Annotated in this window: 21 protein-coding genes and 2 pseudogenes; 9 read left to right on the top strand and 14 right to left on the bottom strand. The window is 53.3% G+C overall.

The annotated features are described in order from the left end of the window. The first annotated feature begins 52 nt into the window (after positions 1-52). On the top strand, positions 53-592 hold the full coding sequence (gene yjjX, locus ACUTSU_RS11600) for an inosine/xanthosine triphosphatase (RefSeq protein WP_445651314.1): 540 nt from the start codon (positions 53-55) through the stop codon (positions 590-592). Between the two features lie 17 nt (positions 593-609). Here yjjX and trpR read toward each other — a convergent pair whose 3' ends face one another. Further along, a complete protein-coding gene (trpR, locus tag ACUTSU_RS11595; protein ID WP_153858096.1) occupies positions 610-939 on the bottom strand; it encodes a trp operon repressor in 330 nt (109 codons plus the stop codon). A gap of 55 nt (positions 940-994) precedes the next feature. Beyond that, positions 995-2,923, bottom strand: a complete 1,929-nt coding sequence (gene sltY, locus ACUTSU_RS11590; RefSeq protein WP_445651313.1) for a murein transglycosylase — start codon at positions 2,921-2,923, stop codon at positions 995-997. A 744-nt stretch (positions 2,924-3,667) separates the two neighbouring features. Between sltY and ACUTSU_RS11585 the strand changes: the two genes are divergently transcribed. From ACUTSU_RS11585 to ettA, 4 genes are all read left to right on the top strand, one after another. Next, a complete protein-coding gene (locus ACUTSU_RS11585) occupies positions 3,668-4,282 on the top strand; it encodes a YfiR family protein (RefSeq protein WP_445651312.1) in 615 nt (204 codons plus the stop codon). Beyond that, positions 4,279-5,526, top strand: a complete 1,248-nt coding sequence (locus tag ACUTSU_RS11580; RefSeq protein WP_445651311.1) for a diguanylate cyclase domain-containing protein — start codon at positions 4,279-4,281, stop codon at positions 5,524-5,526. The genes ACUTSU_RS11585 and ACUTSU_RS11580 overlap by 4 nt, the downstream gene beginning before the upstream one ends. Before the next feature lie 36 nt (positions 5,527-5,562). Then, the gene (locus tag ACUTSU_RS11575) at positions 5,563-6,060 is read left to right on the top strand and encodes an OmpA family protein (protein ID WP_445651310.1); all 498 of its coding nucleotides are present in this window, start codon (positions 5,563-5,565) and stop codon (positions 6,058-6,060) included. A gap of 141 nt (positions 6,061-6,201) precedes the next feature. Next, complete coding sequence (gene ettA, locus ACUTSU_RS11570; RefSeq protein ID WP_445654194.1) at positions 6,202-7,869, top strand: energy-dependent translational throttle protein EttA; 1,668 nt, start codon at positions 6,202-6,204, stop codon at positions 7,867-7,869. Between the two features lie 104 nt (positions 7,870-7,973). On the opposite strand, the pseudogene ACUTSU_RS11565 reads toward ettA, so the two are convergent. The 3 genes and pseudogenes from ACUTSU_RS11565 to ACUTSU_RS11555 all read right to left on the bottom strand — a co-directional run. Beyond that, a pseudogene (locus tag ACUTSU_RS11565) lies at positions 7,974-8,563 on the bottom strand (transposase domain-containing protein); the annotation flags it as partial. Between the two features lie 153 nt (positions 8,564-8,716). Continuing rightward, positions 8,717-10,840, bottom strand: a complete 2,124-nt coding sequence (locus ACUTSU_RS11560; RefSeq protein WP_445654193.1) for a peptidase domain-containing ABC transporter — start codon at positions 10,838-10,840, stop codon at positions 8,717-8,719. Further along, positions 10,833-12,113, bottom strand: coding sequence for an HlyD family secretion protein (locus tag ACUTSU_RS11555; RefSeq protein ID WP_445651307.1), 1,281 nt, complete (start codon positions 12,111-12,113; stop codon positions 10,833-10,835). The genes ACUTSU_RS11560 and ACUTSU_RS11555 overlap by 8 nt, the downstream gene beginning before the upstream one ends. 215 nt (positions 12,114-12,328) lie before the next feature. On the opposite strand from ACUTSU_RS11555, the gene ACUTSU_RS11550 reads away from it, so the two are divergent. After that, a complete protein-coding gene (locus ACUTSU_RS11550) occupies positions 12,329-12,577 on the top strand; it encodes a bacteriocin (RefSeq protein ID WP_445651306.1) in 249 nt (82 codons plus the stop codon). Positions 12,578-12,830: 253 nt separating this feature from the next. Then, a pseudogene (locus ACUTSU_RS11545) lies at positions 12,831-13,205 on the top strand (IS3 family transposase); the annotation flags it as partial. Positions 13,206-13,473: 268 nt separating this feature from the next. Here the strand turns inward: ACUTSU_RS11545 and ACUTSU_RS11540 are convergent. After that, positions 13,474-14,385, bottom strand: a complete 912-nt coding sequence (locus ACUTSU_RS11540; RefSeq protein ID WP_445651305.1) for a LysR family transcriptional regulator — start codon at positions 14,383-14,385, stop codon at positions 13,474-13,476. Positions 14,386-14,482: 97 nt separating this feature from the next. Between ACUTSU_RS11540 and ACUTSU_RS11535 the strand changes: the two genes are divergently transcribed. Further along, positions 14,483-15,484 (top strand): zinc-binding alcohol dehydrogenase family protein, encoded by a 1,002-nt coding sequence (locus ACUTSU_RS11535; RefSeq protein ID WP_445651304.1) that lies wholly within the window; start codon positions 14,483-14,485, stop codon positions 15,482-15,484. Between the two features lie 36 nt (positions 15,485-15,520). On the opposite strand, the gene nadR is transcribed toward ACUTSU_RS11535, so the two are convergent. From nadR to serB, 3 genes are all read right to left on the bottom strand, one after another. After that, positions 15,521-16,780 carry a multifunctional transcriptional regulator/nicotinamide-nucleotide adenylyltransferase/ribosylnicotinamide kinase NadR gene (gene nadR / locus ACUTSU_RS11530; RefSeq protein WP_174354206.1) on the bottom strand — a complete coding sequence of 420 codons (1,260 nt, stop codon included), beginning with the start codon at positions 16,778-16,780 and terminating at the stop codon, positions 15,521-15,523. A gap of 56 nt (positions 16,781-16,836) precedes the next feature. Next, positions 16,837-18,222, bottom strand: coding sequence for a DNA repair protein RadA (gene radA, locus ACUTSU_RS11525; protein ID WP_445654192.1), 1,386 nt, complete (start codon positions 18,220-18,222; stop codon positions 16,837-16,839). Between the two features lie 212 nt (positions 18,223-18,434). Continuing rightward, positions 18,435-19,412 carry a phosphoserine phosphatase gene (serB, locus tag ACUTSU_RS11520; RefSeq protein ID WP_012005119.1) on the bottom strand — a complete coding sequence of 326 codons (978 nt, stop codon included), beginning with the start codon at positions 19,410-19,412 and terminating at the stop codon, positions 18,435-18,437. Between the two features lie 103 nt (positions 19,413-19,515). Here serB and ACUTSU_RS11515 point away from each other — a divergent pair, with 103 nt between their 5' ends. Next, complete coding sequence (locus tag ACUTSU_RS11515) at positions 19,516-20,208, top strand: YtjB family periplasmic protein (RefSeq protein ID WP_445651303.1); 693 nt, start codon at positions 19,516-19,518, stop codon at positions 20,206-20,208. Between the two features lie 62 nt (positions 20,209-20,270). Here the strand turns inward: ACUTSU_RS11515 and deoD are convergent, their stop codons facing one another. The 5 genes from deoD to ACUTSU_RS11490 form a co-directional block, all read right to left on the bottom strand. Beyond that, entirely contained in the window at positions 20,271-21,002 is a 732-nt protein-coding gene (gene deoD, locus ACUTSU_RS11510) for a purine-nucleoside phosphorylase (RefSeq protein WP_012005116.1), read from the bottom strand. 111 nt (positions 21,003-21,113) lie between these two features. Next, positions 21,114-22,337 carry a phosphopentomutase gene (gene deoB, locus ACUTSU_RS11505; protein WP_445651302.1) on the bottom strand — a complete coding sequence of 408 codons (1,224 nt, stop codon included), beginning with the start codon at positions 22,335-22,337 and terminating at the stop codon, positions 21,114-21,116. Positions 22,338-22,531: 194 nt separating this feature from the next. After that, positions 22,532-23,857, bottom strand: a complete 1,326-nt coding sequence (deoA, locus tag ACUTSU_RS11500; protein ID WP_445651301.1) for a thymidine phosphorylase — start codon at positions 23,855-23,857, stop codon at positions 22,532-22,534. Between the two features lie 69 nt (positions 23,858-23,926). Next, positions 23,927-24,706, bottom strand: coding sequence for a deoxyribose-phosphate aldolase (gene deoC / locus ACUTSU_RS11495; RefSeq protein WP_445654191.1), 780 nt, complete (start codon positions 24,704-24,706; stop codon positions 23,927-23,929). A gap of 523 nt (positions 24,707-25,229) precedes the next feature. Then, on the bottom strand, positions 25,230-26,507 hold the full coding sequence (locus tag ACUTSU_RS11490; RefSeq protein ID WP_445651299.1) for a NupC/NupG family nucleoside CNT transporter: 1,278 nt from the start codon (positions 26,505-26,507) through the stop codon (positions 25,230-25,232). Between the last annotated feature and the right edge of the window lie 20 nt (positions 26,508-26,527).

Here is a 26,527-nt window from a genome sequence, read left to right as displayed (position 1 = left end):
CAAGCGTCTGACGTAGTGAATAGGCTCTTAGCTTAAGGATGCCAAACCCGTTATGTATCATGTTGTCGCTGCAACTACCAACCCGGCAAAGATCAAGGCTATTCAACTGGCCTTTGAGGACACTTTTGGCCAGGACCAATGCCGCATTGAATCGGTCGACGTCGCCAGTGGCGTTTCACTGCAACCCATAGGTAATCACGAAACCCGCACCGGTGCACGCCAGCGTGTTATGGAAGCACGGCAGGTACGCCCGGAGGCCGACTTTTGGGTCGGCGTGGAAGCAGGAATCGAAGAGAATATGACTTTCGCCTGGATGACCGTGGAAAACCCGCAGACCCGCGGCGAATCGCGCTCAGCCAGCCTGATGCTGCCGGAGACGATTTTACAGGGAATTCGCGCCGGCCGCGAATTGGGCAGTGAAATGGCCATCATCACCGGCAATGCCGAAGTGAAACGCCAGGGTGGCGCTATTGGCATCTTTACCAACGGGCGATTGAGCCGCACCAGCGTTTACCATCAGGCTCTGCTGCTGGCACTGGTCCCTTTCCACAACCCGATCTACCAGGACCACAACAACGCGCAGCAAAAATAAGTCCTGCCGGCGCGGCGCTACGGTGCTTCGCCCAGCAACTGCTGTTCCAGCCACTGCTTTAATGCCGGGGTCGCTGCCTTCAGGCTGTTTGAACCGCGAGTGATGGTGGCAATCCCCGCCCCCAGTTCATTCTTCAGCTCACGTTGGCTCATCTCACCGCGCATCAATTCCTGAATAATCCGTACCCTGGTGCCTAAAGCCGTACGTTCGTCCGGCGTCAACAGCAGCTGCATCAGTGGTTGATGCAGATCCTGTGCAAACGAATTCTGCAGCAGCGCAACAAAGCGCAGCCAATCCTCATTACCTTGTTCTGAAAGAGCCGGGTCGTTAAGCGATAATTGCGTCATGGCAAGCCACCATACTATTTAACTAGTACAGCAGCATACCATAGCGACGTCAAAATCAATAACGCCTCTGCCACTCGGCGTCGGTCAGCACTTTAGCCGGCCGATGCATGAGATAGCGATAAAATGCGTCGTAAGCCAACACGTTCTTCACGTAAGAACGGGTTTCCGAGAACGGGATGCTTTCGACAAACGCCACGGCGTCAACTCGCCCTTCACTATTGCCCAACCAGGTATTCACCCGAGATGGACCGGCATTGTAAGCCGCCGATGACAGGATCCGGTTGCGGCCGAATTGCTGGTAAACATGCTCCAGGTAGCTGGTGCCGATAATAATATTAACGCGCGGATCAAGCAGTTGGCTGGGGCTTGAGTAACCGGGAATATTGTACATCTGCACGGTATGCTGCGCGGTACGTGGCATCACCTGCATCAGGCCGCTGGCCCCTACAGGTGACTGAGCTTTCGGGTTCCAGGCGCTCTCCTGACGAGCAATCGCCATGGCATAACTCGGCGTTATCCCCTTGTCATCGGTCGCGGCACGGAACTCTTGCGGCCAGGCCACCGGGAAACGTTCTTCAAGGTGATCCCACATCTTGCCTACGATAGTCGCCTGCACGCTGAGATCGGCCCATTTCTGCTCGAAGGCATAACGCGCCAGCGCTTCCTGTTCCGGGCGGCTGCGACTGGCCACGAAGGAAGTCCACTCGCTGCGCGCCAGGTTATCCATATTCCAGTACATCAACTCGCGCACCCGGGCAATTTCCGGCCCGTCCACCAACGAAGCACGGGGTTTTGCCGCTACCGCCACCATCACCGGGTAAGGCGTATTCAGTTTCTGTGCCGCCACCATCGGGTAGAAGCCACGTTCGGTCATCAGCCGACGCAGGATCTCTTCCCCTTCGCTGCGTTTGCCTTCGTCCAGTAACATGCTCGCACGCCAGTAACGCCATTCATCCTTATTACGCGACTCCGTTGGTAAACGGGCCAGCCAGGTTGCGACCCCCAGGCGATCGCCGGCACCCAGCGCCATACGCACGCGGCGCTCTAGCAGTGCCGGTGACTGACTACGCAGGATCACCTTGTCACGCCACTGTGTCTGTTCAAAGGTCGCATCGCTGCCCATCAGGCGCCATGCCACCGCTTCCTCCAGCCCCAGCCGCTCGCTGTCGCTCATTTTCTGCAGCCGGACGAGGGTAGGAATCATCGCCTGGGCGTTTTCCGCATCCTGACGCGCCAGACGTTCGAAGGCAATACCGGTCGCTGCGCGGGTAAAGTCGGTCGGCCCCACGCTGCGGGCAAAGGACTCAACCGTCGTAGGATCGTTTTGCAGGCGTACCAGGGCGTCACCCATAGTCTGATAATCTGACGGCAATTGGCGATAGAGACTGTTTACCAGGCCACTGTTGCCCTCTTTCAAGGCCAGCTTCATGCGCTGCAGAATAGCCGACGGCGTTTGTTTACCGGCCCCCCGCCAGACGCTGAACAGTTTGTCACAGGCCGCTGGCAGCGATTTACCGCTCATCCAGATATCGTCGACGCCGCTCCAGGCCGCCTGCTGATCGCCAGTGGCCCATTTGGCATAGTAGTAATTGCAGCGCGCAGCAATGGGTTTCGGCGCCTGCGGGCTGAAGGCCAGCAGGGTACGCCAGTCTTCACGTCGCGCCAGCTCATTAACAAAGCGCGGGGCCAGCGACTTGGCTGGCGGCAGCGTCGGATGCAGCTTGATAAAGTCATTTACTTCGGAGAACCCGGCCTGACTGAGATCTTGCGTCAGCTCACGGTATTCCAGGTAAGGATAAAGCGGGTAATCACGCAGCGTCGGCATCAGTTGCGCCACCACGTCCATCTGATTGCTGTCCCACGCCTGCTTGATCTGCAGGTAACGCTGACGCTGAGCGTCCAGGGAATCTGCCAATGCGGCGCTTGAAAATGCCGTCAGGCACAGACCCACAGCCAAAAACCGCCACTTGTCTACCTTGACCATACTGACTCTTTCCTCTCTAATGCTGATGGTGTTGCCAGAGCCGCTTCACCCCGTTGCCGCGCTACGTCAGCAGCCAACGGAACGATGAACCCGGCTCTCCGAGTATTTAGCGCTCTGTCGTGGGATAACCTCTACCCGGCACGCCAGAGCAAAAGGGGGGCGCTGAGCAACCCGCTCAGCCGTCTATCATAGACAGCAGGATCGCTTATCCATTCACTACTGTAGAAGAAGTTTATCGTCACGATGGGCTTCAGGTAAAAAAGGTTTACCCTTGCTGACAAATCCATTAAAGCCGGCGACAATTTTGCCGAATTAATCATTTCAACCAGGGCTCAGCATTAACAGGCGATCCGATCGCCGATTATTAATCCCGTTACCAATATAAAATTAAGCCATTTAAATTATTAGCCGTCGCAGCATTTCTGCCATCAAAACGATGGGCTGAAACGTTGCGCAAACCGCCAGAACTCAGGCCTGACGCGCCAACTTTGCAGAAAACTCCTGGCAAACCTCGGTGGTCGTTTTTATACTATTAAAAAATGTTGAGATAATTCCGATAAAATGGCATGTAAAGCGCGCAACAGAGATATCTTATAATACAATCCACGCCAATTATGGGTTAGATAGTGTTCATTAGGCAGTGCGATTGACAGTTTTCAGCAAGACAATTATCCCTTCGACCGGGTCAGGCTTCTCATCGTTATGTTGCCGCAAAAATATTGCGGACATGGGCAGGAATAGCAGATGAAGATAGCAAAAAATGCAGCGTTGTTAGTGACCTGCGCAAAAAGCTCATTCACGAGTTTCCTTAGCGCACGTCTGGACAGTGGCCGTCTGTTAACACTGTTTCTGCTCGCCCTGTTGGCATTTCCCGGTTTGGCCCACCCCGAGACTGGCGATTCCCATAAAAATCGTACCCATGCCGTCACCACTGTGGTGGTCGGCATCATCAGCTATGCCCGCTGGCCAAGTGGGGCCAACCCCATCCGGCTGTGCGTGACGGCACCGACACAATATGCCGACGGACTGTTCGATCCCATCCTGCTTAGCGCGCCCAGGTCAATAAAAACCGAACGCATCGATTTCAACAGCCCCTTGCTGAGCACCGGCTGTGACGTAATTTATTTGGGCAATATCAATGCCGACCAGAAACAGAATTTTATCCAGCGCATTAGCGGTCATTCAATTCTCAGCATCAACGAGAACGATGCGGAGTGTTCTGCCGGCAACGCATTTTGTCTGCAGTTCGAAGGGGATGAGGCCAGCTTTAAAGTGAACCTTGATGCACTGGCACGCAGCGGCGTACGCGTTCACCCCAACGTGCTGCAACTGGCACGCAAACCGGCGCCACCGCTATGAAGTGGTTGCGCAAGAACCGATCGGGTCAGTCACGCCCAACGCTGGGCCGGGTGCTGCAACGGGTGCATCTTGGGCTGGCGCTGATTGCCGTCGGCACTGCCGGGATTTTCCTGACGCTGGTCGCGCTGTTTGCGCTGCGCGCTTATGCCAACCATAACCTGCACCTGATTGCACGCTCAATCAGTTATACCGTCGAAGCTGCCGTGGTGTTTGAAGACCACACCGCCGCACGTGAGGCACTGGTATTGATCGCCTCCAAAGAGGAAGTGTCGGAAGCCAGAATTCTCAACAACAGCGACAAAGTGCTCGCCACCTGGCGTCATCCCAAAGATAGCCCGCTGCACGGTATGGAAAAAACCGTGGCCCACTGGGCGCTGCCGGAGCCGGTGATCCTGCCGATTACTCATGAAGGCAAAGAGGTCGGCAAAGTTTGGTTGCTTGGCCACGGCGGCAGCCTGCTGCGCTTTCTGTTGCGCGGTATGATCGGCATGATTGCCTGTCTGGTACTGAGTACGCTGTGCGCGCTGGTGCTTTCCCGCCGCATGCTGGTCGGCATTGTCCGTTCTCTGGATGACATCGCCAATGTGGCGCATGCGGTAAGTCGCGATCGCGCCTTTGGTCTGCGGGTGCCGTCGGCACCGATTGCAGAACTGCATGAGCTGAGCATCGACTTTAATGGCCTGCTCGACGAGCTGGAAGCCTGGCAGGCACACCTGAAACAGGAAAATGACTCACTGACTCACCGGGCTACCCACGACAGCCTGACCGGCTTGCCGAATCGCGCTTTCTTTGAGGGCCGTCTGAGCCGTGCGCTGGGGGACATTAAACCCAATGAAAAACTGGCGGTGCTATTTATCGACGGTGATCGCTTCAAGGAAGTTAACGACAGTTACGGCCACGCCGCAGGTGATGTGGTGCTGACTGCCATTGCCGGGCGCATTCGCGCGCAGCTGCGTGAAAGCGATCTGGTCGCGCGTTTGGGAGGTGATGAGTTCGCCGTATTGTTGGCCCCGGTCCACACTACGGAAGATGTCATGCAGATTGCCGATAACATTATCGACTGCATGACCCAACCGGTGATTTTACCGAACGATGAGACGGTGATTTCCTCTCTGAGTATTGGTATTGCACTTTACCCCGAGCATGCGGTTACGCCTCAGGGGCTCTTGCACGAAGCTGACGATGCGATGTACCAAGCAAAGCATCGTTATAACGGAGGCTGGCGGCTGGCAATACAAAAATAAAGCCCCGGCTAAAAAATAAAACTAAGGATTTTGATTATGATACAGCAAACACTAAAAAGCCGTTTTTCACTGCTGGCGATGATGTTTATCGCCCTGCTGGCCCTCGCCGGCTGCCAGAACAAACCTCAGGGCCTGACGCCTGAGCAAATTGCCCTGTTGCAGTCGCAAGGGTTCAAGCTGACCGATAACGGCTGGGAATTTGGCCTGTCCGACAAGGTGCTGTTTGGTAATAACATCGGCAAGTTGAACCCGGAAAGTACCGACACGGTGCAAAAAATGGGTCGCGCGTTGATGAGCGTCGGCATCACTCAGTTCCGTCTGGATGGTCATACGGATAATTACGGCGAAGACAGTTATAACGATCAGCTCTCTCTGCGTCGCGCTAATGCCGTGGCCGATCTGCTCGCCAGCGTAGGCATTCCACGTGCCAACATCGAAACCCGCGGCATGGGTAAACGCGATCCGGTGGCCGATAACCGCACCTCCAGCGGCCGGGCGGAAAACCGCCGAGTCGCGATAGTCGTCACCCCTTAAGCAACCAATATGCGCCTTCACCGGCGCACAAAAGGTTATACTTAGCGATCGCTGTGTGATGTCTGGGATCCGCTTTCGAAACGGGCTACACTCGGGCCACCAGATATCCTATAAAAACTGATATAGAGAGGCAGAGGCACCGTGGCTCAATACGTCTATACCATGCATCGCGTCGGCAAAGTGGTTCCGCCGAAGCGTCACATCCTGAAAAACATCTCGCTGAGCTTCTTCCCCGGCGCCAAAATTGGTGTTCTGGGTCTGAACGGCTCGGGTAAATCCACCCTGTTGCGCATCATGGCCGGCATCGATACCGATATCGAAGGTGAAGCTCGCCCACAACAGGGGATTAAGATCGGTTACCTGCCACAGGAACCGCAGCTGAACCTCGAACATACCGTCCGTGAGTCGGTCGAAGAAGCACTGGCAGAAGTGGTTGGTGCGCTGAAACGCCTTGATGAAGTGTACGCACTGTACGCCGAAGAAGGTGCCGATTTCGACAAGCTGGCCGCTGAGCAAGGCCGCCTGGAAGAGATCATTCAGGCCCACGATGGCCACAACCTGAACACCCAGCTGGAACGTGCCGCCGATGCGCTGCGCCTGCCGGAGTGGGACGCGAAAATCGCCAACCTTTCCGGTGGTGAACGTCGCCGTGTCGCCCTGTGCCGCCTGCTGCTGGAAAAACCGGACATGCTGCTGCTGGACGAACCGACCAACCACCTGGATGCCGAATCCGTGGCCTGGCTGGAACGCTTCCTGCATGACTTCGAAGGTACCGTAGTGGCCATTACCCACGACCGTTACTTCCTCGACAACGTGGCCGGCTGGATCCTCGAGCTGGACCGTGGCGAAGGTATCCCATGGGAAGGCAACTACTCTTCTTGGCTGGAGCAGAAAGACGCCCGCCTGGCGCAGGAAGCCTCTTCCGAAGCCGCACGTCGCAAATCCATCGAGAAAGAGCTGGAGTGGGTTCGCCAGGGCGCCAAAGGCCGTCAGTCCAAAGGCAAGGCCCGTCTGGCTCGCTTTGAAGAACTCAACAGCACCGAATACCAAAAGCGTAACGAAACCAACGAACTGTTTATCCCACCTGGCGCACGCCTGGGTGATAAAGTGGTTGAAGTCAGCAACCTGCGCAAGTCTTACGGCGACCGTGTGCTGATTGATAATCTGACCTTTGCAGTACCGAAAGGTGCCATTGTTGGCATTATCGGCCCGAACGGCGCCGGTAAATCCACGCTGTTCCGCATGATGTCCGGCCAGGAACAACCTGATTCCGGCAGCATCGTGTTGGCTGACACCGTCAAACTGGCCTCGGTCGATCAGTTCCGCGACAGCATGGATAACGCCAAAACCGTTTGGGAAGAAGTTTCCGGCGGCCAGGACATCATGCGTATCGGCAACACCGAAATGCCAAGTCGTGCCTACGTCGGTCGCTTCAACTTCAAGGGTGTCGATCAGGGTAAACGCGTCGGCGAATTGTCCGGTGGTGAGCGTGGCCGTCTGCATCTGGCCAAGTTGTTGCAGGTTGGCGGCAACGTATTGCTGCTCGATGAACCGACCAACGACCTGGATATCGAAACCCTGCGCGCGCTGGAAAACGCCCTGTTGGAATTCCCAGGCTGTGCGATGGTCATCTCGCACGACCGTTGGTTCCTTGACCGCATCGCCACCCACATTCTGGATTATCAGGATGAAGGTAATGTGGAATTCTTCGAAGGTAACTTTACCGAATACGAAGAGTACAAGAAGCGGACGCTGGGCGCCGAAGCACTTGAGCCACACCGTATCAAGTACAAGCGAATCGCCAAGTAATCCCGGAAAGCGCCGCATGCGGCTAATGCTTGTCAGTTAAGCTTTTTTTGAGGACGCCGCAACGGGTAACGTTGCGGCTTCTTTTTTACCGCTCTTGGATAATGCCCTTGACGTAGTGGGATCATCCCGTGTTTTTCGGTTCCTGAAGACTGCCGATCATGAAGCAGCCCGAGCGCATAGAAGCCGTTGTCCAGTATCGTTAGCGTATGAGCCTGCGGCCACTCAGACTGGGTATGTTCATTGGCCGTACGCCCGAAAGCAGCATCATTTTCTGGCGTATTCGGCGTTCTCCATAGCGTCCCATCGACGGCCATCAACGTCAGACCATTCCAGTGTGATAGCGGTGTTTTTTCGAACCAGAGTTGGGTGTTTTTTCAAAAACCAGTCTGACCACATCCTCGCCGAGACGTTGGCGAGCCTGTACCACGGCGCTGGGAGCGACAAAAGGACGCTTGCCTGGCAGCATAATATCGAGATGTGAGACAAGCTGATTCATGGAAAGTGAACGGAACAAAGACATACCGGCCACGGCCCAGACCATCATTTCCATGGGGAGACGGCGCTTACGGAACGTCACGACCCCGGTATCAACCAGGCACCCATCAATAAGCTCAGGTGAAAGCAGGCCAGAAAGAGCAGAGAACTCTTTAAGTGTGAATTTAAGAACGGCATCAAGGGCCTGACTCAATAGCATAAAAAAATCCGTAATCTCTGAAGAGATTACGGATTCTTACACTGCTACTGGCTCGTTCAAGTAATCCTTAACTGATCGGCATTAGCCGCATGCGGCGCCTTTTTGTTATTCGCTCCGCCGCTAGCAGTAAAAGCGGCCTCAAAGAAGAGCGAATTAAATAACCCTTGTTGAATGAGAGGGCAGTAATGGGATCACCCGATCAGCCGAGGCGATGGTTGATGGCCGGTGTGCAATGATAATACGCGTAATATCTAATGTAGCGATAGCCTCATTAATACTGCTTTCATTCTCTATATCCAAATGGCTCGTAGCCTCATCCATAAATAAAATATTGGGACGGCGGTAGAGAGCTCTCGCAATCAACAAACGTTGTTTTTGCCCCCCAGATAAACTTCCTCCTAGTTCACCAATTAAAGTTTCATAGCCCATTGGCATGGATTGAATATCCTGGTTTATATTCGCGAACTGAGCGCAGGTTTTTATCCATTCAATATCAGGATTAGCTGAAAAACTGGAGATGTTTTCCGCAATAGAACCTGCGAGTAACTTGTCATCCTGTAAAACACAGGAGATACACTGGCGATAATTATTTACGCCAACGGAATGAATATCCAAACCATCGATAAATATGGTTCCTGAGTTAGGTGAAAGCAGACCAACCATCAATTTCATCAAGGTTGTTTTACCTACACCGGAGGGGCCAACAAAGGCCACGCTTTCTCCGGCTTTTATGCGAAAACTTAACTGGTTAATAATTGGCCTGGAGAGATTATCATACTGATAACATAAATCACGCACTTCAAAATCTACGGGTTTCCCTTCGGGGAACAAAACATGGCTATTTTTATGTTGTTCTGGCTCCGTCAAAACGATATCTGATAGCCTCTCGTTATGTAAGCTGAGCATACGCAGTTGCAAAATAACATCAATCAAGCTGCTGGCCCGCTCGGAGAACTGACCACGATAAGCATTGAAGGCAACAAACATGCCTAACGTCATTTGATTTTCAATAACGAGTGTGGCACCTAGCCATAAAATTAATATTTGGTCAACACTCGTAATGAATGAGTTAATACCACCAAAGAACATATTTAATTTAGTGAGCCGGATGTCAGCATTGGTTGTATCGACATTTAGGTTTAACCAGGTTTGAGAGCGATTCTCCGCTAATCCAAGCGCTTTTAATGTACTGATGCTATACAGTGTTTCCATAAAATGGGAACTGGCCTTGGCATTTTTAACCAGTTTTTCTTCAGAAGCTTGACGATAACGTTGATAAGTTGCTAACCGTAAAATCACATAAAGCAGAGTGAAGCCCAAAACGACCCAGACAAGCCAGCCACCATAAAGTAGCATCATTATCAATACGCCAACTGCCATGATACTGTTGATAATGCTACTGACTATGCTATCGGTAAAGGTTGTGCGGATAGCGTCTAACGAACCAAAACGAGATTGAATATCCCCTAGCTTACGCTTTTCGAAATAAGCAAGAGGGAGCCTCGTCAAATGGTTAAACACCCCTGCTTTCCACTGGATATCAATAAGGGCTCCCATAACGATTGAAGTCCATGAACGTAGCATTGAAACTGCCGTGCGAAATAGAATAAAAGATAATAGCCCTAGGCAAATTAAAGCCAGTAACCCATGATCTCCTGCAACAATAACATGGTCCATAACCAACTGAGTCCCCACAGGCATCAATAGGTTAATAGCTTCTACCATAATCGAAAGGGAAAATATTTTAACTAATGTCCCTTTCAACCCTGTAATATTGGCTAAAAGTGCCCGAAGCCGCAAGCGAGAGATTTTTTTTAAGGGCGTAAACTCATTGCCTGGCCATAGCTCTAATGCAATACCTGTAAAATGCTGAGAGACTTCCTGCATACCCAATACACGACGGCCAAAGGCAGGATCATGGATAATCACTTGTTTGCGGCGTACTGCAACTAATACAACGAAATGGTTCATATCCCAATGTAGAATGCAGGGCATTTTTAGCTCACCGAGCTCGTCAATATCCAGTGATAAAGCGCGTGAGCGCATGTTAAGTGAGCTCGCTATGTCAATGATCGTATTTAATGTTGCACCATGTGATGAAATGCCGAATTGGTGACGTAGATTAAATAAGTCAATTTTTAGACCATGGTAATGGCATAGCATAGCTAAGCTGGCTAAACCACACTCCGTAGCTTCAGTTTGCAAAATTTGTGGTACTTTACGTAGAAAATTAAAGTTTAGTCTTTCCCTGAGAGTCTCAAAATTCATATCATTCATTAATCGGTCCCATAACACTGTTTTTCATTTTGTAAAACGGTGAGAACATCCATTGGTATAAAGGGCGAGTTTCAAGAAACAGTGTAGCTTGTGCATTCATACCGTTAGTGATGCGAAATTCTTCATTTTGAAATTTAAAGATATTTTTATCTATGGAGATCAAAACCTTATAATAAGATTCAGTGCTTTTAGCTTGAGAAATAGGATTATTACCATACGTGGCCATTTCTTGCAAAGAGGCCGGCACATAAGCAATACTGTAAACTTCCCCGTGGAATTGGCCATATTTTTCAAAAGGAAATGCATCGTAACGAATGTTTACAGAGTCCCCTTTGGATATATAGGGAACACTATTATTCGGCAACCATAAAATAAGATAATAGGTCGAATTCCCACTGGGTGATAACTGTGCCAAGCTATCACCAGCATTCACCATCTGCCCAGATGTGACACTAAGGGACTCTATCTGGCCATCGGTAGGAGCAATGATAACTAGCTCACCACTGGCACCGGCCTCCATTAACTGTTTTTGTAAATCACTGTTCTGTGAGCGATACTGTAAAATACGATTATCAAAATCAGCTGCTTGAATGGCATATTCATTTGTTAGGCTAGTGATTTGTAATTCTTCTTGAATCTGTTGGCTATATAAATTTTGAAAACTACTTTGTAATTGATAATAAGAGTATCTTTGACTACTAAGCTGATCCCGGGTAATGAGACCTCGTTGTTGATAGCCAAGATAGGATTGCATTGTCTTACGGGCATCTTCAACCCCCTTCCTCGCGTCTTCAACAAGCGCTTTTGATTGTTTTTGAGATTTTTCATACTGCTGTTTTTTTTTCGTGAGATTTTCTAGCGTTTTTTCTTTGTTGCTCTGAAGTTTTTCTATAATACTCCTATTTTGTTCCAACTGCTTTTCTATCGCTTCCTGGGTGTTTACGCTAAGCCGCCCTGACTCTGTGACTCGGCTAACATCTATCTTGTATAAAGGCTGACCTTTTTTGACAATATCACCTGGGCTAACAAATTTTTTAGAAATGAATCCTTGTTGTGAAGCGAAGATATTTATGTTACGCGGAAGAGTTGTCACTTCGCCAGCAACATTTATCCGTCTAGTGTAATCCCCAAATTTTAGGAAAAATATTAGAATAATTAAAAAAAACAAAGAAATTAGCAATAAAAAAATTGGCTTTACCCCTGAAATAAGTAAGGCTTTACCTTTCCATTTTGAATTTTTATAATCAACAGCCTCTTTTCTAAATAGACCCATAAATCAACCCCATTATATTCACGAAGCAAATGATTTTTATTTTATTATTTGGTTTAATGATTATTCATCATTATATAAAAATCAATTAAACAACAATTAACATACTTGACTTCTTGTTATTGGTAAAGTAGTGTTTTCCCTGTCTTGACAGGGTGTAAGGTTAATACCAACCAAGATTTTTCTTGATTTTAAATTAAAAAATGGAGATTTTTAAAATGCGTACTTTAAATGAAAATGAACTGCAAGAAATATCAGGCGGCACCTTTGAACAGATGCTGGAGAAATATAACATCCCGTCACCTAATGACAATTTCTCTGGCTTCATGAAAGGCATGAATGATAACAGCCTGAATTGGTTTTATGCAGCGGTATCCTATGCGCCTGATGCCTATAAATCATGGTGTAATGAGATGAATATCGATGCTGATCTTTCTATTAAATCAAACGCCAGCCTCTTTAGCTAAAAAAAATAATTAACTCCAGGTGGCCAAGGCCACCTGTTTTGTTAATAAAAAACTTGAATATTCACTATATTTAATAATTAATTAGCGCCTATCCCAATAGGCGTCATTGTTGCAGCCAATTTGAACACGGACAGCGCAGAAGAACCGGAGAGTACACAAAATCCGTGAGAAGCCTGAGCTCTGCACAGGTTCAAGGTGGTGACCCGTCCTGAATAGCGTTGACACATTTTACTCACACACTGAGGAAAATGTGATGAACCAGTCTGTTAAACGCACACAACGCGATTACTCTCTATCCTTTAAATTGGCCGTCGTCGAACAAGTCGAAAAAGGCGAGATGACTTACCGTCAGGCACAAGACCGCTAAGGTATCCAGGGCAGTCATACCGTCATGAACTGGCTGCGTAAATATGGCCAACTCGACTGGCGCACCTCCTCTTCTACCAGACTGTGCGGAGACAATATGCCTACGTTACCCCTGCCCCCCGAACAGCGAATTAAAGAACTCGAACAGCAACTGGCTGAATCGCAAGTCAAAGCCCAGTTCTTTGAAGCGGTCGTGAAAGTGATGAATACCGAGTTCGGAGCCACTCTGACAAAAAAGCAGTTGGCCGCCTTATCGCGCAAACACAAGCGCCGCGACTCACAATAACGCACAGCCATCATCGTTTTTACCGCCATCCCAACTTGCTGAAAGCAGGAGGCAATCAGGTGATAGCCAGCCGCCCGGCATGTCGCCGGCGCGTTCAAAATGGCGCTGGCCGGCAGCGCCGCTGGTGCATCACTCAGACAGTAATAATGTCAGTGTCAGTTTTCATCATTATGCTTGCTATTGGCTTGCGCCGATGAAGTTCACCGGGCGTTATAAAGCTGAAAAGTGTCAACCTATATCAGGACTAGTCACACGCCAGCTCTCGGGCATAATCGACAAACACCGGGTGTTGCAATACCACATCGATAAAACAGGCTAACGCCGCTGAATTCAGCTTACGGCTTGGATAAACCAAATACAGCTCATTACCTTCCGCCTGCCATTCCGGCAACACCTCTACCAGTTGTTTTTGCGCCACCACCTCACGGCTGAGAAAGGCCGGTAGCATGGTGATACCCGCACCGGCAATCGCACATTCCCGCGCGTACAGCAGATTATCGGTAACATGCCGCATCGGCAGCTGCCAACGAAAATACTCGTCACCCCGGCGCAGGCTCCAGACCGGCCAGGAGCTGTGTGCAATACAGCAGTGCTGCTGCAACTGTTGCGGATCGACAATCTGCGGGGACTGAGCCAGATAGGCCGGTGACGCCAGTAAATAACGTGGCGCATGCCCCAAACGACGGCCAATCAGTGAAGAATCCTGTGGCTTACCGGTTCGCAACGCGGCATCAAACCCCTCCAGCACCATATCCACCATGGCATCAGATACCGACACCTCCAGCGAGACATCCGGATATTGCCTCTGGAAATCCGCCGCCAACCGCGCCAGCAAGGTCGCCCCCAACCCGGCGGGGGTCGAGATGCGCAACCGTCCACTGGGGTTGTCACGCAGCCGTTGCAGTGCCAAATCGGCCCGTTCGGCGGCGGACAGCATCTCCTGACAATGCTCAAGATAGCGTTCGCCGGCAAAGGTCAGATTGAGCTGACGGGTGGTGCGGTTCAACAGCCGCAGGCCCAACGTCTGTTCCAACTGACTAATACGCTGGCTGACGCTGGACTTTGGCAAGGCAGCCCGTTTGGCGGCGGCGGTATAGCTGCCACATTCGGCTACCAGCGCAAACAACGCCATATCCTGAAGTTGTTTAAACCTCATTGTTCACCTCAAACGAACACTTAGTTATCTATTGTCCATCTTATCATCCACTGCCAACAGGTCTACACTGAGATATACATTCGAAAGGAGCACAGTCATGCCGATTAAAGCCATTGCCGTAGACCCAAAAAATCCCGCCAACTTCATTGCAATCACCCCGGAAAAACCCACTCCAGGCCAGTACGATTTATTGGTTGAAGTCAAAGCGGTGTCGGTCAACCCGGTGGATACCAAGGTCCATGCCGGCCTGCAAAAAAGTGGCCTGCAACAGCCCCGTATTCTCGGTTGGGATGCCAGCGGTATCGTGGTCGAAGTGGGCAGCAGCGTCAGCGGTTTCAAACCCGGCGATGAAGTCTGGTACGCCGGTGATATCACCCGTCCAGGCAGCAACACTACCCATCAGTTGATTGACTCGCGTATTACCGCCCATAAGCCACGCAGCCTGAACTGGGCTGAAGCCGCTGCCATGCCATTGACCGCCCTGACCGCCTGGGAAGCGCTGTTCGAACACCTGAAAATTCAGGACGCCGCACCCGGCAAAACCCTGTTGATTATCGGTGGTGCCGGTGGCGTAGGGTCGCTGGCGATCCCCTTTGCCGCGCAGCGCAGTCAGGTGAAGGTGATTGCGACCGCCTCACGCCCAGAGTCAGCGGCCTGGTGCCGGGAGCGCGGTGCCGATCTGGTGGTGGACTACCGCGATCTGAAAGCCAATCTGACACAGCAGGGCATTGAGAATGTGGATTATATTCTTTGCCTGAACGACACCGACGGTCACTGGAAAGCGATTTCCGATCTGATTGCGCCAATGGGCCACATCTGCACCATCGTCGAAAATGCACAGCCGTTGGACCAAAATGCGCTGAAGTTGAAAAGTGCCGCTTTGCATTGGGAGTTGATGTTTACTCGCAGCATGTTCACCACACCAGACATCGCCCAACAGGGTGAGATCCTCAAGCAAGTGGCGCAACTGCTGGATGAAGGGAAACTGAGCACCACCCTGAGCGAAACCTTGCAGGGGTTGACGGTAGAGACCCTGACCGCCGCGCATAAAAAACTGCTCGACGGGCATATGCAGGGCAAACTGGTGATTGTTTACTGATGACAGACGGGGCGCAGCCTGCTGCGCCCCGATGACTTATACCGCCGCAACACCGAGCAGCCGACTGGCATCCGCCGCCAGCAGTTGTTTAACCAGCTCAACGCAGCGCAGGAAACGTTCGTCATAGTCGCTGGACTCCACGTGTACATACTCGATGTTATTAGCCCGCAGCATCTCTTCCAACAAATGCTGGAACACTTTGCGATCCCTGGGGTTACCCAGGCTGCGCAGGCCATCCGCCACCCAGGGGGTGTTGTTTTCCAGCAGGATCACCAGATCAAACCGGTACTCGTCGATCAGCGCCTGTACAAAAGGATGCTCACGCCCTTCATACTTTTTGCAGAAGGCCTGAGTGGTGACGAAGTCGGTGTCGATAAAGGCCACTTTGTTGGCGTACTTCACCGCAAAGTCGACGTACTGCGCCTGCCCAAGGGCAATTTTGTCGTAGTCGGAATACTGCAGCGCCATTTCATCGCCCCCCAGGTGCGAGAACACATAGTCACGGCCATATTCCCAGGCACTGGTAGTGTTAAAGATGTTTGCCAGTTTATTAACCAGCGTCGATTTGCCGCTCGACTCACCGCCGAGGATTGCCACGGTACGAACAAAGAACGGCTTCACTTCAGTCGGAATATAATCCCAATAAAGGAACGGATCCTGACGGATCTGGCGGCCGCTGATATTCATAAATGAACGTTCGGGATCAATCAGAACGGTTTCAATCCCCAGATGTTCACGGTAGCGCGGGGCATCCTGCGCTTCGCTGGAATAGATAAAACTCGGCACTATGGCTTTCTGTTCCAGAAAAGCCTTCACCCCGTCGCTCCAGACGTTCCAGCCGTGCGGATAGGGTTCAATGCCCTGTTCGTCGAAGGAATGAATATGGATGTTTTTCTGGTACTTGAAGGTTTGCAGCAGCCAGCGCAGACGATCGCTAACCGTCGGTTGTTGCGACATCGAACTGTTCTCGAACAGTTCCCGGTCGCGGGGTTCGTCGTGACACAGGATCACGTGCAGCTCATCTACCTGGCTGCAGGCGCGCTGGATCAGGTAAATGTGGCCGGTGTGCAAGGGGTAAAATTTACCAAACACCACGCCGACTTTTTTCTCACGCCGTGGAAACTCCAGGCCAAGGTAGCGGTGCAGCGCTTCCAGTTTTTGGGCGCTCGGACTTTTGATTTTGTCGTTTAACAACTGGCTGAGATAGCCTTTGGTCATGCCACTGGCATCCGCCACCTGTTGCAGGGTACAGTTCTTCTGCTTAATCGACGCCTTCAGGTAATCGAATTGCCGCATAACCCCTCCGTTTAATATGCTAAACAAAATAGCACAATCTGCGCACCGCGTGGCAATTAATAAAACTGTTCCAGCACGTCCAATGCGTCCGCCAATTTCTTCACGCCGAACACCTGCATATTGGTCGGTGGTTTCTTGGGTACGTTGGCATGTGGCACGATGGCGCGCTTGAAGCCGTGTTTTGCTGCTTCGGAAATACGTTCCTGGCCACTCGGTACCGGGCGGATCTCCCCCGCCAGCCCCACTTCGCCAAACACCACCAAATCGTTTGGCAGCGGGCGATCGCGCAGACTGGAAACCAGCGACATCAGCAACGCCAGATCGGCGCTGGTTTCACTGACTTTCACCCCGCCGACCACGTTAACAAACACATCCTGATCGGACATCTGCAGCCCGCCGTGGCGGTGCAGCACCGCCAGCAAGATCGCTAACCGGTTTTGCTCCAGGCCAACGGCCACACGGCGCGGGTTGGACATCATAGAATGATCTACCAACGCCTGAATTTCTACCAGTAACGGCCGCGTGCCTTCCCAGACCACCATTACCGAACTACCGGAGGTGACCTCATCGCCACGGCTGAGAAAAATAGCCGATGGGTTGCTGACCTCACGCAGGCCCTGTTCTGTCATGGCGAAAACGCCTAATTCATTCACCGCACCAAAGCGGTTTTTGTGGCTGCGCAGGGTACGAAAACGCGAATCGGCGTCACCGTCCAGCAGCACCGAGCAGTCGATACAGTGTTCCAACACTTTCGGCCCGGCCAATGAGCCGTCTTTGGTGACATGGCCCACCATCACAATTGCCACACCGCGCGTCTTGGCGAAGCGCGTCAGGTAAGCGGCGGTTTCACGGACCTGTGCCACGCTGCCTGGCGAAGACTGAATATCCGCCATGTGCATCACCTGAATGGAGTCGATCACCATCAGTTTCGGCTGTTCCTGCTCGGCAATCAGGCAGATCTGCTCGATACTGGTTTCCGACAGCATATTCAGGCCACCGGTCGGCAAGCCGAGACGGTGAGCGCGCATCGCGACCTGCTGCAATGATTCTTCACCGGTAACGTACAGGGTTTTCATCTGCTCGGAAAGTTTACACAATACCTGTAACAGCAGCGTACTCTTGCCGGCACCAGGGTTACCGCCGATCAGGATCGCACTGCCCGGCACCACCCCACCGCCCAGCACCCGGTCAAACTCGAGGAAACCGGTGGAGAAACGCGGCAGCTCATCCAGACTGATGTCCGACAGCTTTTGCACCTTGCTGATACCGGCATCACCGGCGTAGCCGCTGAGGCGCTCATTGCGAGAAGAGGAAGACACCGCAGCCAGACGCACTTCTGTAATGCTGTTCCAGGCGTGGCAAGCGCTGCACTGCCCCTGCCAGCGCGGATAATCGGCCCCGCACTCATTACATACAAACGCCCGTTTTGCTGCTTTTGCCACGTATTACCTCAATCATTTTTTATACCCTAAATAATTGGAGTTGCATCACAACAAAACCAACGGTTTTGTTGAACAGCGCTTGCGCTGGCCCCAACGGGGCGAGGCCTGGCCGAGTAACGCAGCCAGTGCGGGAATCCTCAGGAGCTTACTTAGGTAAGTGACTGGGGTGAGCGCACGCAGCTAACGCGGAGGCAGCTTCAAGTATGACGGGTTTAGCGAACTTCGTGTTTCAGGCTGCCGGTCAGTACACACAGCACGCCAATCAGGTCAGCATGGCGAATCGATACCTGCGCCTTCTCATAGACTTTCGGTTTGGCGTGATAGGCAATGCCCAACCCGGCAACCTGCATCATTTTTAAATCGTTGGCACCGTCACCGATAGCCACGGTTTGCTGTGGTGGAATACCCAGTTTTTCTGCCAGTGCGACCAGCGTATCGGCTTTAAACTGCGCGTCGACTATCGGTCCGAGCACTTCACCGGTCAGCTTGCCGTCGCGAATTTCCAGCTCGTTAGCCGCCACCGCCACCAGTTTCAGTTTATCGCGCAGGTACTCGGCGTAATAGGTAAAACCGCCGGAAGCGATCGCCACGTGCCAGTCCATCGCCTGCAGCTTGCGCACCAGGTTGACCAGCCCAGGCATCAGCGGCAGCTCATCGCGCACCTGCTTGAGGATATTGGCATCGGCGCCTTTCAGCGTGCCGACGCGTTGGCGCAGGCTGGCGGTGAAGTCCAGTTCCCCCCGCATCGCGCGTTCGGTGACTTCAGACACTTGCTCCCCGACGCCCGCCAGTTTGGCGATCTCGTCGATGCATTCAATTTCTATCGCCGTAGAGTCCATATCCATCACCAGCAGTCCAGGGGTGCGCAGATGAGGGATTTTGCCGAGAGGGGCCACATCCAGCCCGCTCTCCGCCGCCAACAGCTTGGCACGCGCCGTCAGAGTGCCTGCCAGACGCACCACCTGATAGTCCTCAACGCACCAGGCGGTAACAATCACCATCGCCGCCCCCAGCTTGCGCTGGAAATCGGTAATACGCGTTTTGTTCAGTTCTCTGCCATATAATAGCCAACCGGTATGACCCGCCCGATAATCCAGCGGCATCACTTCGTCACCACTCAGCGAAAGGGGAAGACCCGGCCATTGAGAGATCTCTGCCGGGAGATCGCAATAGGTCAGACTATTCGACATCCTTAACTCCTGAAAAACACTGCATGATAAAACGACGCATCAAGCTATCCTATCGTCATTGCTTCTGGCAACATAAAGTGTCCCAAATGCCCAAGGAACCTGCATGGCTCGCGCTAAACTGAAATTTCGCCTGCACCGCACCGCTATTATCCTGATTTGCCTGGCTTTGCTGGTACTGTTGATGCAGGGCGCGTCCTATTTTAGCCTGAGTCATCAACTGGCGCGATCCGAACAGGTGGAAGAACTGGCGCAAACGCTGACCAAACAGGTGGCCTCCAGCCTGGCACCGCTGATGGACGACGACAGCGACGTCGATAACCAGCGCATTGACGCCATCCTCAAACAACTCACCGGGGGCAGCCGCATTCTGGACGCCAGCGTCTATCAGCTTAACGGCACATTGGTTTCCCACGCCGGTGAACAGATAAGTATACGCGATCGTTTGTCGCTCGACGGTAAACGCGCTGGCAGCTACTTCAATCATCAGTTGGTCGAGTCGATTCAGGGCAAAGACGGCCCAATCGGCTTTATCCGCATCACGCTGGACACCCACGTACTGGCGACCGAATCCAAACAGGTGGACAACACCACCAACCTGCTGCGCCTGATGATCCTGCTGGCTCTGGCCATAGGTATTATTCTGGCGCGAACCCTGCTGCAACACCGCCGCAGCCGCTGGCAGCAATCACCGTATCTTCTGACCGCCAATACGCCATTGGAGGAAGGTAACACGGTAGAAAATGACGATGATGACGAACGGCCGGATGCGAATAAAGAAGAAGAGAAGAAAATCTGATGACCACAGGCTGGTGAATAGATTGCTACAGGGGCGCAGCAGAATGCTGCGCCCGCTGGATATTACTCTTTGTCGCCCAGCAGTACAGATTCCAGTGCGATAACGATCATTTCGTTAAAGGTGGTCTGACGCTCTGCTGCGGTAGTCGCTTCGTGACGCAGGATGTGGTCAGAAACGGTACAAATGGTCAGTGCCTTACAGCCAAACTCTTCGTACAGCTCAGCCGCTACACCGTAGATACCGGCCGCTTCCATTTCCACACCCAGGATGCCGTATTTCTTCATCACCTGGAACATATCCGGATCTGGCGTGTAGAACAGGTCAGCGGAGAAGATGTTGCCTACGCGCGCCGGGATACCCTGCGCTGCCGCTGCGTCTACTGCGTTACGCACCATGTCAAAGTCGGCGATTGCCGCGTAGTCATGATCCTTGAAACGCATACGGTTCACTTTGGAATCGGTGCAAGCACCCATGCCGATCACCACGTCACGCAGTTTGACGTCGTCACGCACCGCGCCGCAGGAACCCACACGGATGATCTTCTTCACGCCGAATTCGGCAATCAGTTCGCGCGCATAAATGGAGCAGGACGGGATACCCATACCGTGACCCATTACGGAAATTTTGCGGCCTTTGTAAGTCCCGGTGAAGCCCAGCATGCCACGCACGTTGTTCACTTCCACCGCGCCTTCCAGGAAAGTTTCCGCGATGTATTTTGCACGCAGCGGATCGCCCGGCATCAGTACTACGTCAGCGAAATCACCCATTTCAGCATTAATATGCGGCGTAGCCATAATTGTCTTCCTTCAGAAATCATATTTAATAAAAACATCAAACATCTAAGCCTTGAATTTCGAGTTGCAGCTAGGCGCGTAGCAACAACGCTGCGGCTTGAAATACGGGGCTTAGAGCATGGATTTGCCATAATCCATCGGCGACACGCCAAAATAGCTGGCAACAGTCTGGCCGATGTCGGCGAAAGTTTCACGGTGACCCAGCGAGCCTGGTTTTACTTTCGGGCCGTAAATCAACACCGGAATGTGTTCGCGGGTGTGGTCGGTGCCCGGCCAGGTTGGGTCACAGCCGTGGTCAGCGGTGAAGATAATGATGTCTTCATCTTTAACCAGTTTCAGCAGTTCCGGCAGGCGGCGGTCGAACAGCTCCAGCGCGGCGGCATAGCCTGCAACGTCACGGCGGTGGCCGTAAGAGGAGTCAAAATCAACGAAGTTGGTGAACACAATGGTGTTGTCGCCGGCTTTTTCCATTTCAAGCAGGGTGGCGTCGAACAGCGCGTCGATACCGGTCGCTTTGACCTTTTTGGTGATGCCCACGTTAGCGTAAATGTCGGCGATTTTACCGATAGACACCACTTCGCCGCCCTTCTCGTCCACCAGCTTTTTCAGCACGGTTGGCGCCGGTGGCTCTACTGCCAGGTCATGACGGTTGCCGGTACGCTGGAAATTGCCCGGCTTGTCGCCCAGGAATGGACGCGCGATCACGCGGCCAATGTTATAACCGCCTTCGGTCAGTTCTTCACGGGCGATTTCACACAGCTCATACAGACGGTCCAGGCCGAAGGTCTCTTCGTGACAGGCAATCTGGAAGACCGAGTCGGCAGAGGTGTAGAAAATCGGCTTGCCGGTTTTCATGTGCTCTTCGCCCAACTGGTCAAGGATCACGGTGCCGGAAGAGTGGCAGTTGCCGAGGTAACCCGGCAGATTGGCGCGCTCAACCAGCTTGTCCAGCAGCTCCTGCGGGAAGCTGTTGTGCTCGTCGCTGAAATAGCCCCAGTCGAACAACACCGGCACACCGGCAATTTCCCAGTGGCCTGACGGCGTATCCTTACCGGAGGAGAGTTCGCTGGCGTGAGCATAGGCGCCAATGATGTCTGCATTGCGATCCAACCCCTGCGGGAAGGTACCGGTGGACTCTTCCGCCGCTTTGCCCAGGCCCAGACGGCTCAGGTTAGGCAGGGTCAACGGGCCCTGACGGCCAACGTTGGCTTCACCGCGCGCGCAAACCTCGGCAATATGGCCCAAAGTATCGGAGCCCTGATCGCCAAATTTCGCCGCATCTTCACTTGCGCCAATACCGAATGAGTCTAGAACCATAATAAATGTGCGTTTCATCTGTACTCTCCTGCGTGTTCTCACGCTATTGCGGCTGCAAAACTGCAATCGCCCTTAATTCTCTAAATTTATACCCAATGGATTTCGAGTTGTAGCTAGGCGGCTAGCGCGTGTATCCCCAGGAGCTTACTCAAGTAAGTGACTGGGGTGCGCGCGTGCAGCCAACAACGCTACAGCTTGAAAGACGAAGGGAATCACTCTTTAGTGATGCGCTTGTAAACCACTGGCGTCGCTTCCGGCGCCTTGTCGCTCAGCACCATCGCACTGCGTACCGCTTCGGCCGCCTGCTGCCAGCTTTCTTCGTCGTTGGCATGGATCACCGCCAGCGGCTGCTGGGTATCGACTTTATCGCCCAAACGCGCCATGCCGGTCAGGCCGACGCTGTAGTCGATATTATCGGTCGCACGACGGCGACCACCGCCCAGCGATACCACCGCCATGCCCAGCGCACGGGTATCCATCGCACTGATGATACCCTGTTTTTCGGCGTAAACCGGTTTACTCAGGGTGGCGGCCGGCAGGTAGCTGTCGTAGCGCTCGACGAAATCGATCGGGCCCTGTTGCGCCGCCACCATGCGACCAAACACTTCCGCCGCTTTACCATTGTCCAGCACCGCCTGCAGCTTGGCACGCGCATCGGCATCATCTTTCGCCAGGCCGCCGGACAGCAGCATTTCCACGCACAGTGCCATCGTCACTTCCAGCAGGCGTGGGTTACGGTATTCACCGGTCAGGAAACGCACCGCTTCACGAACTTCGACCGCATTACCGGCGCTGGAAGCCAGTACCTGGTTCATGTCAGTCAGCAGTGCGGTAGTTTTGCAGCCTGCTCCGTTAGCCACACCGACAATCGCCTGTGCCAGATCGGCCGACAATGCGTAGGTTGGCATAAAGGCGCCGGAACCGACCTTCACATCCATCACTAACGCATCCAGCCCTTCGGCCAGCTTTTTCGCCAGAATCGAGGCGGTGATCAGCGGGATAGAATCCACCGTGGCGGTGATATCACGGGTCGCGTAGAAACGCTTGTCCGCCGGTGCCAGCGAACTGGTCTGGCCGATAATCGCCACGCCGACGTCCTGGATGATTTTACGGAAGGCATTGTCGTCCGGGAAAATATTAAAGCCCGGGATCGCCTCCAGCTTGTCCAGCGTACCGCCGGTATGCCCCAGGCCACGGCCGGAAATCATCGGCACATAACCACCGCAAGCCGCCACCATTGGGCCGAGCATCAGCGAAGTCACGTCGCCCACACCGCCGGTAGAATGCTTGTCGACCAACGGGCCGTTCAGCGACAGACTTTTCCAGTCCAGCACGGTGCCGGAATCACGCATCGCCATGGTGAGCGCCACGCGCTCCGGCATGGTCATGTCGTGGAAGTAGATGGTCATCGCCAGGGCTGCGATCTGCCCTTCGGAAACCACATTGTCACGGATCCCATTGATGAAAAAGCGGATTTCCGCTTCGCTCAACGGCTGACCGTCACGTTTTTTACGAATAATTTCTTGCGCCAGGAACAAGGCATCCCCCTGTTTTAGCTAATGTAGAGTGCGGGCAGGCGCCATTTCACGCCTTGCCGACGGAATCGATCAGTAACCGCTGCCAGATGGCTCGGCACCGTAGCCCAGCGTCGCCAACAGGCTGGCTAACAGGCTGGAAGCCCCGAAGCGGAAATGACGCGCGTCAGCCCAGCCCTCACCCAGAATACGATCGGCAAGTTGCAGGTAATGCAGTGCGTCTTCCGCCGTACGCACACCGCCGGCCGGCTTGAAACCCACCGTCTTGGCGACGCCCAGATCGCGGATCACCGACATCATCAGCTCGGCGCTTTCCAGCGTCGCGTTGACCGGCACTTTACCGGTTGAGGTCTTGATAAAGTCCGCGCCGGCATTGATGGCAATTTCCGAAGCCTTGCGGATCAGATTGGCCTGCTTGAGCTCACCGGTTTCGATGATCACTTTCAGTAGCACGTTGGCGGCCAGACAGGCCTGCTTGCACTGTTTCACCAGCTCAAAACCGACCTGCTCATTACCGGCGATCAGTGCGCGATAAGGGAACACCACGTCCACTTCATCGGCACCGTAAGCGATAGCCGCACGGGTTTCCGCCAGCGCAATCTCGATATCATCGTTGCCATGCGGGAAGTTGGTGACGGTCGCAATGCGGATGTCTGGCGTCCCCTGCTCACGCAGGGCCTTGCGCGCCGCCGGGATAAAACGCGGGTAAATGCAGATGGCCGCGGTATGTCCGGCCGGGCTGTTCGCCTGACGACACAGCGCGATGACTTTCTCATCGGTGTCATCATCGTTCAGCGTGGTTAAATCCATTAAGGTCAGCGCACGTTGCGCTGCTGCGGTTAATTCGGTCATAAAACTCTCCAACTGAGAACCTGAGTGTTGGCGAGCGGACTTGGTTCCTTGAAGATAGCGCTGGGGAACGGGTTCCCCCATCGGCAACTGAGATCCTTCTCACCGCACATACCCTCCGCATCGCGCAGGGTCAGTAATAGCTATTTGAACACGATCGCCTGGGGCAATTCGCCATCACAGTCACACTATATGAAATAACTCTGTAACAGACAGGAATTATATGTGAAGAACATCACAAAATAACGCGATATCGTTCACAAATTCGCTAAAGAAACGGGCAAAGACAGCGAGCACAACATCCTGTGCCCGTCAGATTACTGACAAAGTCCTTTGCGGTTAAAAGTCCTGATCCGGGGCCCGATAGAAACAAAGGATTATGTCTTCTGATTTACCCCAAACACCCGAAAACCACGTTTTTCGGGTGTTTGCCAACGGGCTACGGGCACAACATCCTGTGCCCGTGCTAGAAGTATAGGCGCTGTCCTGCAATAGAGCCTGTTGCCCTATGCAGGACAGTCCGGGCTTACAGCGCCAGGAAGAACCCGGCGATGGTTGCGCTCATCAGGTTGGAGAGCGTCCCCGCTGCCACGGCTTTCAGACCGAAGCGTGCGATGTCGTGACGGCGATTCGGTGCCATGCTGCCCAGACCACCGAGCAGGATCGCCACCGATGACAGGTTGGCGAAGCCGCACAGGGCAAAGGAGATGAGCGCCTTGGTATGGGTTGAAAGCACCTGCAGCCCCTCTGCCGCCACCACGTCGTCCGGACGTAGGTAAGCGCCAAAGTTCATGTAGGCAACAAATTCATTCACGATAATTTTCTGGCCGATAAACGAGCCGGCGGTCATCGCTTCATGCCAGGGCACGCCGATCAGGAAGGCTATCGGTGAGAACACCCAGCCCAGGATCAGCTCCAGCGACAATTGCGGATAGTCGAACCAACCGCCGATACCGCCGAGAATACCGTTCAACAGGGCGATCAACGCGATAAACGCCAACAGCATTGCGCCAACGTTCAGCGCCAACTGCATACCGGAAGCTGCACCGGAAGCCGCTGCGTCGATCACGTTGGCCGGGCGGTCTTCTTCCGCGATCAACTTCGTCGCATCGTCCTTGTCGTGGGTTTTTTCGGTTTCCGGCACCATCAACTTGGCAAACAGCAGGCCACCCGGTGCGGCCATGAACGAAGCGGCAATCAAGTATTCCAGCGGTACGCCCATCTGGGCATAGCCTGCCAGCACCGAACCGGCCACCGAGGCCAGGCCGCCACACATCACGGTAAACAGTTCAGACTGGGTCATGGTGGCGATATACGGGCGCACCACCAGCGGAGCTTCGGTCTGGCCAACAAAGATATTGGCGGTAGCCGATAGTGATTCCGTCCGCGAGGTACCCAGCAATTTTTGCACGCCGCCGCCCAGCACGCGGATCACCAGCTGCATGATACCGAGGTAGTAAAGCACCGCAATCAGCGAGGAGAAGAACACGATCACCGGCAGGACGCGCAGCGCAAAAACGAAGCCGCCGCCGCCAAAGACTTCAAACATCTTGTCGGAAACCAGACCGCCGAAGATAAATGAGATCCCCTGATTACCGTAGGCAATCACGTTAGCCACGCCCGCCGACATACCGCCAAGAATGGCGCGGCCCACCGGGACATACAGCACCAGCGCACCGATGGCGACCTGAAGAACGAATGCCCAGCCAACGGTGCGGAACTTAATCGCGCGGCGGTTGCTGGAGAGCAGCACGGCGATGGCGATCAGCACCGCCATGCCGACCAGGCTCATGATGAGTTGCATGAAAAATATCCCTGTTGCGA

The organism is Serratia sp. NA_13, assembly GCF_052691735.1.
Note: the sequence above shows the minus strand (reverse complement) of the source record. Positions and strands in the feature narration are given on the sequence as shown.